Here is a 14,793-nt window from a genome sequence, read left to right on the forward strand (position 1 = left end):
AGGTTCAGTTGAATAACCTTGGTCATTTTTGCTACAAGGTTATTCAATCATCCGTACAGCCACTAAAATCAGCCGAATCATTCACGTTAGTTGTTATAGCAAAGTCGAACGAGCGCAACATAGAAAATCACTAAGCCAAACCACTTAAGTACTAACAGAGTATCGATAAGCATACAGCCACTCCTTAGAGAAATAACCTTTATCATACCAGTCTGTTGGGCTTGTATTTACTGCGCTGTAGTCACTCGTTAAAAGCTAGTATTCAAACCCGATAAACTAGTCCACATTCAGTTCATCTTTAAACGGTTACAGCTTAGCAAACGAATGTTAAATGCGGATTAATTAACCGCATTTAAATGAAACATTCGTTTCGATAATTCAGTACTAGCAAGTCTAGTTCTTTCTCTGCGCATACACATGAATATAGCGACCTAATGACAAAAATGGCTCTTGCCTACACAGCTTTTGCTCCATCGCTAAGATCTGCTCGAAGCTAAAATCGCCCATATCATGATTTTGCATATAATCATGAAATGTTCTAACCCCTGTCTTCCCTATGATCTCAAAGCCAGCTTGCTCTAAGCATTGATAAACTAAATCCGGCTTAATACCTTGCTGAGGTTGAAGTTTAAAGCGTTTACGATGCGGCATGCCTTGTTCTACATGGTTAAGGTTACCACAGATTAAATTTTTAAATAGTAAGCCGTTATAGTTGTAGAACATCACCGAGATGATCCCGCCGGGCTTTACCTGCTCACAAAGCGAAGATAACGCGCTAATCGGTTCTGCTAACCATTCCATTACCGCGTGAAACAGGACTAAATCGACAGGCTCATTAAGATGCTCTGCCACATTCTGCACCGGGCTATGAATAAACTGATACCTATCCAGCAGTTGGTTTTCTCTGATGTCTTGCTTTGCCAGCAACAGCATTTCACTGGAAAGATCGCAAAGACTGATATTATGGCCTAGAGCGGCAATTTTTTGCGACAACTGCGCTAAGCCGCCGCCCGCATCGAGTACATTAAGCACCTGCTTGTGCTGGTGGACGTCTTGATTAGGGTTTAAGGCTAATAAAATTTGTTCAATATCCTGCCATACCACTGTTTGTCTTATTTCACCTTTTGCGGTGCCGTAAATGCTCGCGGCAAACTTATGAGCTAAATCGTCAAAATTTCTATCTTGTTTCACAGCAGTCTTCTTCGGTTGAACTTGACGTGTGGCATGTTGCTGATGTCAGGTTTCTATAATACGCGGGCGCAGATTTTCTCACAGGATGAGCGCAAATAAAATCGTCATTGCAAGGAAAAGGTCATAAATGAGTTGTGATATTTGGCGTTTTCATTTCTATCTTAAATACGTGAGCCGCATAAGTACCCATAAATTTGAATACAGGTTAAAAATATCCCGGGGTTATATTTTTGTTTTTGCATATATAGTGCATAAATAACGAATAGGCTTTACATGGTCATAGTTTTCTAATTGCTCTAACAAGGCATGTTATTCACATGTGCATCACTACTATAAAAGTAAAAATAGGCAGCAAGTAACGATAAGATGCGTAACAACTACAAACATAAATTTAGTTTGAATGCTGGTGGACAAAATCAAAGTCAGCATGACCATTAGCTGTCACTTAGCAAATAGAGGACGAGTAAATGGGGCTACAATCAGCAATAGAAGCTTTGCTAAGCAATGGCTCATTGTCAAATTTTAGGCTTCACAAACCTTGATGTAAGAAGCGGTATGCAAGCCGTTGAGGCTATAAATAGTAAGCAAAGTTAGCAGGTAAAGATTGTTGGGTAAAAAAAAGAGCGGTAACTCTATTGTCGGCACTCAATAGAAATCGTGCACCATAGGATTAACACTCTTGTTTGACGCTGCTATTTTAAAAGCGACTCATTTTAAGACCTCATCTTGTTTAAAGCCTTATTTTGAGCATTCCTTTATAGCAAGTCGTTTTAGCGACGGAAAGTCACGTCTTCAGTTTCACTTAAGTGAATTTGCGTTTGTGCAATTTGAGTTTCAGCTAAAACCTTACCTTGTCGCACAGAGTAACGCACTGGCACCTGACGGCGCAGAGCATCGAATCCATTATCCGCAGGTAGGATAAGCAAGTTACCCGGCTTACCCAGTTCGATACCATAGTTATCTTGGATATTTAGGGTACGTGCCGACTTGTTAGTGATCAGCTCAAGTGAGTTATTGATCTGATCGTAGCCCATGATTTGGCACACATGTAATCCCATATGCAGCACCTGCAGCATGTTAGCAGTGCCTAGTGGATACCAAGGATCAAAAATATCATCGTGACCAAAACAGACGTTAATATCGGCTGCAAGCATCTCTTTCACGCGGGTAATACCACGACGCTTAGGATAATCATCGAAACGGCCTTGTAGATGAATATTCACTAGCGGGTTGGCAACAAAGTTAATCCCTGACATACCAAGCAAACGGAATAAACGTGAAGCGTACGCGCCATTGTAAGAGTGCATTGCCGTTGTGTGACTTGCTGTTACGCGCTCGCCCATTTCATATTTATGGGCAAGGGCTGCTACGGTTTCCACAAAACGAGACTGCTCATCATCAATTTCATCACAGTGAACATCGATTAAACGGTCATACTTACGCGCAAGTTCAAACACATAGTGCAGAGACTCTACACCGTATTCACGGGTAAATTCAAAGTGCGGAATGGCGCCAATTACATCTGCGCCTAGCTTTACCGCTTCTTCAAGCAGCTCTTTACCGTTCGGGTAAGATAAAATACCTTCTTGTGGGAAAGCCACAATCTGAATATCTACCCAGTCTTTCATCTCTTCTTTTACTTCAAGCATGGCTTTAAGTGCAATAAGAGTCGGATCAGACACATCAACATGAGTACGAACGTGTTGAATACCATTAGCAATCTGCCACTTTAAGGTTTGCTTAGCGCGCGATTTTACGTCTTCAATCGATAGCATCGACTTACGCTCAGACCAACGCTCAATGCCTTCAAACAAGGTACCTGAAATATTCCAGCTCGGCTCACCAGCGGTTTGAGTGGTATCTAAGTGAACATGAGGCTCACAAAATGGTGGCACAACCATGCCGCCTTCACCATCAATTACTTGCAAAGCATCGGCACTTGGAAGTTCGATGCTTTGCGTCATAGCAGCAATCGCTTTGAACTTACCGTCTTCAATCAACAATTGTTGAAGGCCTTCTTGACCTTTTAGAGTCACATTTTTGATCAACATACTTGCTGATGGCATGGTGTTTTCCTTATGCATTGGTAGCATTTTTACAATCTGATTTAACTAATTTTTGTTTATTGATGCGTTTTAGCGCCTCATCTATTAATAAATAGCTGATAGCACCCGCAAGTACGGCATTAATTGGCACTATGCCTGGTAATAAGTGACCAGCTAGCACGCCTATCACGACACCGCTAATGGCGGCCCAATTTACCGTTGAAAACTTAGCATTGGCGAAGTCTTTATATTTCTCACGGTTACGTAAGTAATCGGCGATGATTATGCCACCAATCGGTGGGATGGCAGCCGATAGGAAAGTTAACCAACCGACGAAGTTATTATATAGCCATAGTGCACACAGGGTGCCGATCACGCCGTTAAAAATCGACAGATACTTACTTGGCAATCCGGTAATGTTCGAAAAGCCTAAGCCCGAAGCATAAAGCGCATTATCATTGGTGGTCCAGATATTAAGACCTAGGATGATAATTGCTGGGATTAATAGTCCCTGAGCAATCATCACCTCAGAGATATCTGCTTGACCAGTTGCCGCAGCGCCCGCCGCGCCGAAGATAAACATTAGCGAGTTACCAACAAAGAAAGCAAACATGGTAACAAACACGGCAGTTTTAGGGTTTTTACCGAAGCGAACAAAATCCGCGGTGAGTGTACCGGCAGAGATGAATGAGCCGACAACCAGTACCAATGCCGTATTAAAATCGATTGGGTTTTCAGGCGTAACCGCCATTAGGCCTTGCATGCCGCCCATAGTGTCAACCGCTTGTAGTACTGAGAAACCACCAAATAGGGCAATAGCAGGAACCGCAATGGCTGATAAAATCATAATTGCGCCAATACCGAAGTAAACGGTGAAGGTCATGAGTAGACCCGAGATAATAATCAGTAGGTTGGTATCTATGCCTGTGGCTTTTTGTACCGGAATAGCAAACATGGCCACGCCAACACCAAACCAACCAACTTGAGTGCCACCGAGAAGCAGCGAGGGTAACCAGGAACCTTTTAAACCGAAAGAGTAACGCGCGAGGAGATGAGTAGAGAGGCCAGATTGAGCGCCGATGTAACCAAGAAAAGAAGTATAGATACCGAGAATTAAATTACCAATAAGAACTGCAAGAACAAAATCATTAAAAGAGAGGCCGGTGCCGAGCGTTCCTCCGGTCCACATACTCGCTGAAAAAAAGGTTAACCCTAACATCACCATTGTCAGAGAAAGCACCCCTTTGCGCGCCGAGATAGGAACTGGGGTTAGACTGTAATTATTATCGCTTGCCATTTATTGTCCTTGGATAGAATAAAGAAAATACACGGCTTACCTAAAGTGCTGAAACCTGCGGCTAAGCAAGGGCTGTAGAGCTACACGTCGGGCAAACGGCGCGTAGTTTAGTGATTACAAATAAAGAGTCAAGCAAATCTCGAGGCTATTCGTATAAATAAAAATAAAGGTAATAGGCACGTAAGATATAAGCTAATACTTAGTTGCTGAACACTGCTAAATATGGGGAAGTAAGGCTTGCTTGTTAACTGCGTGGCGGTTGGCGCGGTAGTTATTAACCTATGTTTGAGTTTGTATTAGCGACTTCAACTCAAAACCAGACCGATACAAATCCTTTCTTAAGTGCACTTTATCAACATCATTATGGAGCAAAAAAAGTAAAGCGTCCTTATAGAAGACGCTTTACTTGCAGCTAATCAAGATCATCAATTAGGTTAAGGAGCGGGTTCGATCTTGGGCTTGGGTTTAAATAACGCTAACAGTGGAATTAAACATAAATAAGAAACCAGAAGGAAGCCGAAGGTAAATACGAATGCCGTCAGGGTCGATTGTTGATGTAACATATTTTGCACCTGAGCCAAAAATGTCGGATCGGTGATGGTTGTTCCTTGAGCTTGTGCAGCCTGTTGTAAAGCCGGATTGGTTGGCGAAAGTGCGCCGCCTAATTCGTTCCATTCGCGCTGCTGGGTGCGGAAAAAATAGGTGTTAACGATCGAGATCCCGAAAGAGCCGCCGATGGTACGACATAAGTTAAACACCACAGCACCGCCGATGGTACCTTTGGGGGCGAGTGTGGCATAAGCCAACTGGCTAAGTGGGGCAAAAACTAATCCCATTCCGGCACCTTGAATAATACTTGGCAGTAAAATCCAATAGATGTTGATCTCAAGGGAGTATTGCGTCATCAAATAGGTGCCGAGTGCATTAAGGCTTAAACCAATGACTATCAATAATCTCGCATCAATCCTATCCATATAACGCGCCATCATCAGTAGCACAAATGCTGAGGCAAGTCCCCTGGGAGCCATGGCAAAACCTGTGGTTTCTACCGGGTAATTTAACAGCTGCTCTAACATCATAGGCTGTAACTGAGTAATGCCAAACATGCCCATTGAGAAACCCGCCATCACCAGGCAAGACATGGCAAGGTTACGGTCTCGTAACAACCAAACGGGGGCAATTTCACTCTTAGTTATGAAAGAGCGCGCAACAAAGAAAATAATCGCAATGGCGCTAATAATGGCTGAAAACAAGATGGTATTGGACTCAAACCAAGATTCATCATTACCTCGGTCGAGCACCATCTGTAGTAGGCCAATACCTATGGTCATTGCAATCACGATTGGCCAATCTATTTTAGGTTTACCTTTACCACTGAGCTTAACAAAAGAGTAAATCAGCGTAAGGCAGATAGCACCAACGGGGAGATTGACGTAAAAGATCCAGCGCCAATCCATATTTTCGGTAATGATCCCACCCAGAGTAGGCCCTAAAATGGGTCCAAGCAAAACACCGACACTAAACAGTGCCATCGCTTTACCACGCTGATTGGCAGGATAGATCTGCACCATGATTGATTGAGAAAGCGGGATAACCGAAGCACCAAATGCCCCTTGCATTACCCTAAAGGTCACCATTTCTGCAATGGTATCAGCCTGGCCGCAAAGTGCCGAGCTGACTATAAACCCACTGACTGATATGAGTAGTAAGTTTCGAATACCAAACTTTAGGGCCAAAAAGCTGGCTAGTGGGATAAAAATCGCCTCAGCCATAGAATAGGAGGTCAATACCCAAGTGACTTGATCCGAAGTGACCCCCAATGCGCCCATCATATGTGGCAGGGCAACGTTAGCGATAGTCATGTCGAGCAACACCATGATGGCCGATAGCATTACTGCTAACGTCACCAGTTTGCGACTGCTTTCACTCAGTACCTGGCTATCATCAGCAGCAGGCATAGTTTCTGATTTATCGCTCATGTTACTGCTCTTGCTTAGATGGGCTATTAACCGTGTTAATGCTTACGTTAGCACTAGCCCCCACTCGCAATGGAAAGTCAGGGTGTTCACTTTCATTGGTTAGGCGGATTAATACCGGAAAACGCTGTGGGACCTTGACCCAATTACCCGTTGCATTCTCTGGAGGTAACAAAGAAAAAGATGAACCGCTGGCGGGAGAAATCGCTTCAATGGTGCCGTGGTAATCCACTTTGGGGTAAAGGTCTAATGTAATTGTGGCGACTTGACCAGCGCTAATACGCTCAAGCTGTGTTTCTTTAAAGTTCGCTTGAACCCAATAGGTATTCGCCTCAACCAAAGGCACCAGTGCTTGCCCTGGGGATACAACACTACCAGCATGGGCAGTTAACTTGCCTAAATGGCCGCTTTTAGGAGCAAAAATATTAGTGTATGAAAGTGACAAGCTTGCCTGACTAAGTGCTGCTGCAGCCTTTTTCACTTCAGGCGCGGCGTCACCTTGCGCTCCTTGGGACTTAATAAGCTGAGTCATGGTTGCGCGTGCGGCGATGACGCTTTGTTCTGCAGCAGACAATTTGGCGCTAGCATCATCGAGTTGCTGGGCAGGTAGCAACTCTTTACCTACTAAATCTTTAATACGCTTATGGGTTATTTGAGCATCTGACAATTGAGCCACAGCACTTTTCACATTCGCGCTGGCGGCAAGGATGGCGTCATCGGTGGCGGCGTTATTTTGTAGCGCAACCTCATAGGCTGCACGCTCTTCATCGAGTTTCGCCTGAAAGGGCGCGGGGTCAATCTGCATCAGCAAGTCACCCTGGTTAACCTTTTGATAATCAGCTGCATTAACACTGATCACTTTGCCGCTGACTTGTGGAGCGATATAGATAATATTCGCGTGTACATAGGAGTCATCGGTGCTTGGGTAATTTTTTTGATGCTGAATATAGAAATAGCTGAGAGTAACTAAAATAACAACCACGATGGTTGCGACAATAAGATTACGTAGGACATGGGATGTTGGCTCTGCTGCTTGCGTTGGATTTTCGCTCATTTGTTTAACCCAGTTAGCTTAGTGATAATAAGCCGAGCCGGCAACGAGGGTTAAATAACTCATTGCACGGCTAGGTATTTATTGGTTTCAACAAATATTAGACCCTGTTTGTAGTCGTCACAATGTAAGTGCCTAAAAAAGCACAAAAGTGAAATCGATTTAATACTGTGACGAGGGTACATTTAAGCATCTTATCTTTACTGTTAGTGCTGGGTTAACACTTTATTGAAGGGATGTCGCGCCAACGAGTCGTATACTGGGGGGTTAGCATCTCTCTGCGCATGCCCCATTTCTGCGAGATCCCCTGAGCCGCCAAAAACAGAGAGTCAGTGCCGTATTTTGCATTAATACTATCTAACACCTGCATCCTATTAGGGTTTCTGCAACTTTCGAATAGATCTTGCTGCAGGTTGGTCTCACTGCACAAGTTAATGAGCCCGACACCGATTTTGTAATAACGAATAGCGGGGTTAAACCTAACAATAGCCGCCCGAGTTGCAGCTTCAATCAGCTCACAAGTGTCATTTGTTGGATAATTAAAATGATGAACAAACTTAAATCCGCCGGGCTGCTCATCAAAAGGCGAGTTGGAAGCAAAAATCAGCATGCTTTTACATAGCGAACCTTGGCTTCTTGCCTTTGCTGCAGCGGTTGAAGCATGCTTGCTTAACGCCTGACACAAGGAAGTTAAGTCGGTGACACGGTTACCGACGCTGCGGGTTGAAAAGATCTGTTTTTTATCGGCACGGGCTTCATCCCAAGTTTTGCACACTTCACCATTTAGTTCACGAACGGTACGTTCAAGCTCGATACTAAATTGCTTGCTGGCAATGCCGGGTTTCATTTGTGACAAGGCAAAAGCGTTATGAATGTTCATAGCGGCAAGCCTCTTGGCTATTTTTCTGCCGACTCCCCATACATCATCTGTTTTCATGGTCTTTAAAATTACAACCAGTTGCTCATCACAAGTAATAGTGCACACACCGTTATATCCGGCGATTTTCTTGGCGGCATGATTGGCCACCTTTGCCAGTGTTAGCGTCGAGCCAATCCCCACACAAACCGGTAGCCTTGTTTCTTTCCACACAGCCCGTCTCAGCTTTAGCGCGTGCTGTGTTAAGCAAGAGATGGCTGGGTAACAATGTTTAAATGACAGAAACGACTCATCGATACTGTAAATATGCTGCTCAGGCGCAAAACGGCCAATCACCTCCATCATGGCAGTAGAGAGTGAACCATAAAGCTCATAATTGGAGGAAAGCGCAATAATACCTTTTTGCTCACACAGTTTATTCGCCTCAAAGTAGGGGCCGAATTTGCTTATTCCAGCCTCTTTGGCCAATCGATTGGCAGCAACAATACAGCCATCATTATTACTGAGCACCACGATAGGGCGGTTACGCCAGTCCGGCCTAAACACCTGTTCGGCACTGCAATAGAAGGAATTGGCATCCACAAGCGCATACATGGTTAGTCGTTCTCTAAAATAGGGCTTTTGCGATGGCAGCGAATAGAGCGGATCACTACGCCCTCAACGCTAAAGGTATCGTGCTCGAGAATAGGCGTGCTCATATGAGACTCATTGGCCGACAGCAGTAATCGGTTCACCTTATCGATAATCTTGCATACAAAAGAACCGTTGAAGTTCGCCACGATAACATCTTGATTTCGCACATCAACATGCCTATCAACAATCAGAATGTCGCCATCAAAGATGCCTACACCTTGCATAGAGTCGCCATTTGCCAATCCAATGAAGGTCGAGCTTGGGTGCTCTATCAGCAATTCATCAAGACTTAGCGGCAGTTGCCGGTAATCGGTAGCGGGAGATTCAAAGCCTGTAATGCCAGCACTGGCGGCAATTGGGATGATATTCATCTAAAAAAACACGTTAACTGTACATTTATACAGTATAGTGGTTTTGTATCATTTTGCGCAATAAGCATGACCACGTTCTGTGAGCAGTGTGACCTGATTGAATACGTGAAAGGCGGCGAGGTAAGCTAAATATAGGGAGGCATGCTAAATATCAGCAATAATATTGGTATTAGAACCGCCTCTGTTAGAGAAGGAACACTAATCCTATCTCTTGTAATATGGTTTAGCCTTGAAACCTTACAAAATTGTATAGTTCAGGAAAACTTGCGGAAAGCTCTCTTAAGTAAAGTAGCCTCATCGACAGGGAAGCACCTTGTCTGTATTAAAACAAATGAGGATTTAACCATGAACAATACATCAGTTTTTAAAACAACAACTATTTCAACTCTGCTTGGACTGAGCGCCATGATGGCTACTGGCTCTGCAAATGCAGATGATGCTCCAACATCATTGAATCAAGACACTGTCTCTTTACTTCAAGCTGTCGCATTGGCTGAAACCAACACGGGTGGCGTAACGATTGAAGCCGAACGTGAAATGAAAATGGGACAGGTTTTCTATGAAATTGAATTAATCGGTAAAAACGGTAAGAAGATTTATACCGCAATCAACACACAAACCGGTGATGTTATTTTAACAGGCAATCGTAGTCATAATGATGATTATGACGCTGATGATAAATTAGAAGATGCACTGTACTTATCAGGCTTGAACAGTGGCCAGTATTTATCGATTGAAGATGTTGTTAAGCAAGCTGAAGTACAATTTAGCGCTAAAGCGTGGAGCGTTGAACTCGATGATGATCACGGTAATATTTCTTATGAAATCAAGTTGATGACTGTCAATGGTAAGCAAGTTGAAACTGAAGTGAATGCATTGACAACAGCGGTGAGCAAATAATTCTCTCGTTTAACACTTGAGCCGAATACTTGAACCGAACAATGACTAGCTAAAAAAGGGGTGATCTTTGATGACCCCAAGGAGATCTAATGACTGAATCAACAAATACCAACCAAGAAGCTGAGCCTTGCTCGAAAAGGTCGACGTCTTGGTCAAACAGCGTCAAATGCTGCATTAGTAAATCGAAACAGTGGCTCAACAAATCAAAACTGTGGTCGTCAAACATACCATCAAAGCTTAAAAGCCTGAGTAAGAATGGACCAAAAGCACTGCTTGGTTTAGCCTCTTTCTCTCTGTTTTTCATACTAGGATTGGTTACGCTGGGCGCGAGCTTATTAGCTGGTATCGCAGCGGTGATTATGATGAAATACCAACAGCATAAAGCGGAAACCATGCCAAGTGATGTGGCAGAACCAACGCCAACTGAACAACAAAATACCCCTATCGTTGCGGTTTAAGCGGCAACGACGTTACCCCTATGATCTGAGAGAGAGCCGTCATGCGAGTGTTACTGGTTGAAGACGATGTGAGTCTGAGCAGTTTTGTTGAAAAAGGACTGCGTGAAGCAGGCCATCAAGTCGAGGTGACAGAAAACGGCAAATATGCAATGAGCCTATGCATGACGGAACACTTTGATGTGGCAATCGTCGATCGCATGTTGCCGGGCCTCGACGGCTTGTCTTTGGTTAAGGCACTTAGAGCTGCGCAAATAGGAACACCTATCTTATTTTTAACCTCCTTAGGCGGGGTGGATGACCGTGTGCAAGGATTAGAAGCCGGAGGTGATGATTATCTTACTAAGCCATTTGCATTCTCTGAGCTGCTTGCGCGTGTTAGCGCACTTTCTCGCCGGTCCGGATTGACATCAACCGATACTAAACCGCAGCTAACTTTTGGCGATCTGGTATTAAACTTATTTGAACATACCGCAACACGTCAAGGTAAGCTGTTGGATTTGCAGCCTAAAGAGTTTCGTATTTTAGAATTGTTCTTACGTCATCCTGGCCGCGTGATCACCCGTACAATGCTGCTTGAGCATGTATGGGATATTCATTTTGATCCTCAAACTAGCGTTGTCGAAACTCACATTAGTCGTCTTAGAAACAAAATAGAGAAGCCTTTTGGCGACACACTGATCCAAACCGTGCGAGGCGCTGGCTACAAGTTAGAACATCGACACATTGAGGAGGCCAAATGAAACGCAGACTGCTTGAGATATTGAAAAATAAAATCTCACTTCAGCAAATCGTTAACCGACTACCACTATGGATGAAAAGCTCTGCAACCCAGCAAGGTGTGATGTTTGTTCTGGTGTCGCTATTTAGTCTTGTGCTGATGGCTAGCGTAACCATTCTCTATGTCGACTATGAACTGGGTCAACAGAACAGTGAGCTCGTTAAAGAATCAAAGCTGCGGGCAACTGGTGATAAACACGATATCGACGACGATCCGATTGAAGATGACGATATTATCGCAGTGCTTACCACAGGTTTTATTCTTGCAGGCGTTTTAGTATCACTCTTTACCATAGCCATTGTTGTCGCGATGAGCCGTATCAGTCAGCAGCGAATATCTCGTATTGAGCAAGTATTGAACGCGGCAGCAGACGGTGATTTGTCTGCACGGACGGGCGAGAAAAACACCTACAACGATCTGGCGAGAATATCCGTATCAGTAGATGAGATGCTTTCACGTTTACAAGGTTCTGTAGCGGCGATGAGCGATATTTCCTCCAATATAGCCCACGAACTGAAAACACCGATCACGCGTTTAAGACACAATTTACTTACCTTACGTGACGAGGCCGATGTATCAAAGGTTGCGCACAGTCAGAGCTTTAACAATGAACTAGAGCATGCCTTGGCTGACTCTCAACGCCTTGCTTCTATTTTTGATGCCCTGTTACGTATTACTCAAATTGAGTCAGGCGCAAGACGAAGCCGCTTTATGACTACTGATTTAAGCCAGATTGTTGATACCGTTGCCGAAATTTATGTCGATGTAGCCGAAGATGCCAAAATGCAGTTGCAGATCCACAAAGCGCAATCACCCTTGTTAATCCAAGGCGATCGAGAACTACTGATCCAGCAAATTGCCAACTTGATAGAAAATGCGCTGCGATATTGCTCTGCAGGCAGTGTGATCAAGCTAAGCTGCGGCGCGGATGATAAATCGTCACTGGTTTGGCTCAAGGTTGAAGATAATGGGCTCGGTATTGCTGAGACAGAAAGGGAGCGTGTTTTTGAGCGTTTATATCGTGTTGATAAAAGCCGTACCGACGGTGGCTTGGGGCTTGGCCTTTCATTGGCAAAAGCCATAGCGGGTTTGCATCACGGCACTATTGTTTTACACGATTGTAAGCCCGGCCTAGGAGTGTGTATCACAATGCCAAAACAAGGTGCCTGATGCTGACAGTCATAGCATCAGTGAGATAGGTGAACTATAGCAATTGATGCTATTAATTCTGAGTCTAAATGACGTTTTATCGTCAGTCGCGACTGCCCCCATTCCCAGCGGATATGGATGACACAAAATTATCCGTCTCGCTAAGGTGAATGTGTTTATAGATAAATAAGGTGCATATAGAACCAGCTAAAATAAAAGGTATAGCCCCCCAAAGTAGCCAACCATCCATTATCTCTGCGTATAAAATAACCATGGTGTTTATTATAATGACGGTAGATGTGCTCAGTATGGCGCTTTTGCTATGAGCAGAGAAACTACGAGCTGAATCAAAAAAAAATTTATGAATACAATACCAAATAAAGCTCAGTGTGGTGCCATATGTCAAAAAGCCAAATAATCCGACGAGTAAAATAAAATTACTATCGATGGCGCTAATAAAAATAGCGGTAGAAATAGTGATAATGAACGATGCGAACAATGCTGATGTAAGTAGGTTGGCGTAGTCTTTCATTCTGTTTTTTAATTGACTAAAGTTAATGGCAGTTGATTAATAGATGAAAGTGTACTCTAGCGTTCACATTTCGTCATGCAGATTCGGCCATAAAGATCAACGTACTTAGGGTTCAAGTGGACCCTCGATTTATCTATAGACTCTTAACCTAAGGATAGGTGTTAACTGCTTCAATATTTATTTAGACAAGAAGTTTCGCGTGTCACAGAGAGCATTCCGAGTCTAAAATCGATTGTAATAACTGCCGTATGTTTACATATGACAATATGAAATAGTCAAAATAAAATATTAAGAGTTCACCGGCAGGTTAGGGTGAACTCTTAAATGTTAGCTAGTACACATGACAAAATAATTTAATGATATTTTAGTTAAAAGCTAATGAGTATCTGCAGTATTTTAAATTGTGTTATGTTAGAGCGATAACACGAAATAAAGAAGAGATTCATACTTTATGGAACACGCATCGACCTTATTGGTAGTACACAACCTTACTATTTCTAAAGCATTTTATGTTGATGTGCTGGGTTTAAAGATTGTGGAAGAATATGACGATAGCATCATGCTTAGCTATGGCTTACACAATATATTCATGTTCCAAGGAACGATGCAGGCAACAGACTATGAACACGGCTACCACGCGAACTCATCCTTGGTGCTTACTGTGCATAACCTAGACGAGAAAATAGACGAGTTAAAATCAAAGGGAGTTGTGTTTATTCACAAGGCGCCAAATGAAAATAGATGGGGGCGTTATGCGGCCTTTTTCGATCCATCAGGCATAATCAATGAGTTAATGGAATTTGCTGATCATCGAAACTAATCCAAGCTAGAGTAATCATTAAGCTATACTCAGTCGAGCATTTTGAACGCTGGGTCGTGATGCAAGCACCAACAGGTCATCAATTTTGCGTAGTGAATCCTCAAAGAAAAGACTTTAACGAATCGGGCAATGTTAATGTTTGGTAACAATTTAACTTACAGCCTCTAAAATGAAGCTAATAACAATAAAAATAGCATCTGATATATAAAGACTAACTCATGAAACCTAGCTCATGAAGGTTCATGAATTGAATAAATGGGTAAGGGCAGTAGTAAGGTGAGTTTTCACCTTAACGCTAACCCTTAGAGGGAAGTAATTTTCGTAAGCGCTTAATAACCTTGAACTAAGTTCTGAGTTAAACAAGCTCAAGGCTTTTAACAATAATAGCCTTGAGTGAAGTGAATTTAATAGCTCTGGCGCTTAAAGAAAGGTTGAAATTAAGCCACTGTCAGATATTGGTTTATATGCCTGTATGGCTAGTTAACCGTTTACTTAGTTTGGATGAGAAAGTTTGGTCGAAAAAATTCCATATGATGTCTCTAATGGCACAGTATGTTGAGCATTCCCCCTAGGACAAGATAACCGGCACCAAATCCAACCCAATAGCAACATTATGCAAGTCACATCGCGTTTTAGCCTGCATGAAAAAGCTCTCTAGGTCAGCACTTGATAATCGTAAATCGTCGATGCTATGGTGGTTAATTGTTACCACTTT

Annotated in this window: 12 protein-coding genes; 5 read left to right on the forward strand and 7 right to left on the reverse strand. The window is 43.2% G+C overall.

From position 1 onward, the window contains the following. Window positions 1-393 precede the first annotated feature (393 nt). The 7 genes from cmoM to K5Q73_RS09680 all read right to left on the reverse strand — a co-directional run bounded on the left by cmoM (window position 394) and on the right by K5Q73_RS09680 (window position 9,441). A complete protein-coding gene (cmoM, locus tag K5Q73_RS09650; protein WP_220760534.1) occupies window positions 394-1,191 on the reverse strand; it encodes a tRNA uridine 5-oxyacetic acid(34) methyltransferase CmoM in 798 nt (265 codons plus the stop codon). Between the two features lie 770 nt (window positions 1,192-1,961). After that, entirely contained in the window at window positions 1,962-3,257 is a 1,296-nt protein-coding gene (locus K5Q73_RS09655) for a cytosine deaminase (RefSeq protein WP_220760536.1), read from the reverse strand. 10 nt (window positions 3,258-3,267) lie between these two features. Beyond that, entirely contained in the window at window positions 3,268-4,533 is a 1,266-nt protein-coding gene (gene codB / locus K5Q73_RS09660) for a cytosine permease (RefSeq protein WP_220760538.1), read from the reverse strand. A gap of 434 nt (window positions 4,534-4,967) precedes the next feature. After that, complete coding sequence (locus K5Q73_RS09665) at window positions 4,968-6,512, reverse strand: MDR family MFS transporter (protein ID WP_220760539.1); 1,545 nt, start codon at window positions 6,510-6,512, stop codon at window positions 4,968-4,970. A 1-nt stretch (window position 6,513) separates the two neighbouring features. Next, a complete protein-coding gene (locus K5Q73_RS09670) occupies window positions 6,514-7,563 on the reverse strand; it encodes an HlyD family secretion protein (protein ID WP_220760541.1) in 1,050 nt (349 codons plus the stop codon). A 214-nt stretch (window positions 7,564-7,777) separates the two neighbouring features. Further along, window positions 7,778-9,031: a Y-family DNA polymerase gene (locus K5Q73_RS09675; protein WP_220760543.1), complete on the reverse strand. Its 1,254-nt coding sequence runs from the start codon at window positions 9,029-9,031 to the stop codon at window positions 7,778-7,780. A gap of 2 nt (window positions 9,032-9,033) precedes the next feature. Further along, window positions 9,034-9,441, reverse strand: a complete 408-nt coding sequence (locus K5Q73_RS09680; RefSeq protein WP_220760545.1) for a LexA family transcriptional regulator — start codon at window positions 9,439-9,441, stop codon at window positions 9,034-9,036. Between the two features lie 345 nt (window positions 9,442-9,786). On the opposite strand from K5Q73_RS09680, the gene K5Q73_RS09685 reads away from it, so the two are divergent. The 5 genes from K5Q73_RS09685 to K5Q73_RS09705 all read left to right on the forward strand — a co-directional run bounded on the left by K5Q73_RS09685 (window position 9,787) and on the right by K5Q73_RS09705 (window position 14,078). Then, window positions 9,787-10,341 (forward strand): PepSY domain-containing protein, encoded by a 555-nt coding sequence (locus K5Q73_RS09685; RefSeq protein ID WP_220760547.1) that lies wholly within the window; start codon window positions 9,787-9,789, stop codon window positions 10,339-10,341. A gap of 89 nt (window positions 10,342-10,430) precedes the next feature. Continuing rightward, window positions 10,431-10,799: a hypothetical protein gene (locus tag K5Q73_RS09690; protein WP_220760549.1), complete on the forward strand. Its 369-nt coding sequence runs from the start codon at window positions 10,431-10,433 to the stop codon at window positions 10,797-10,799. Between the two features lie 41 nt (window positions 10,800-10,840). Further along, a complete protein-coding gene (locus tag K5Q73_RS09695) occupies window positions 10,841-11,539 on the forward strand; it encodes a response regulator transcription factor (protein ID WP_220760551.1) in 699 nt (232 codons plus the stop codon). After that, window positions 11,536-12,747 (forward strand): cell wall metabolism sensor histidine kinase WalK, encoded by a 1,212-nt coding sequence (locus tag K5Q73_RS09700; protein WP_220760553.1) that lies wholly within the window; start codon window positions 11,536-11,538, stop codon window positions 12,745-12,747. Before K5Q73_RS09695 ends, K5Q73_RS09700 begins: the two co-directional genes overlap by 4 nt. A 962-nt stretch (window positions 12,748-13,709) precedes the next feature. Continuing rightward, window positions 13,710-14,078: a VOC family protein gene (locus K5Q73_RS09705; RefSeq protein WP_220760555.1), complete on the forward strand. Its 369-nt coding sequence runs from the start codon at window positions 13,710-13,712 to the stop codon at window positions 14,076-14,078. The last annotated feature ends 715 nt before the right edge of the window (window positions 14,079-14,793 follow it).

Source organism: Shewanella sp. MBTL60-112-B2 (assembly GCF_019655055.1).
Lineage (GTDB): Bacteria > Pseudomonadota > Gammaproteobacteria > Enterobacterales > Shewanellaceae > Shewanella.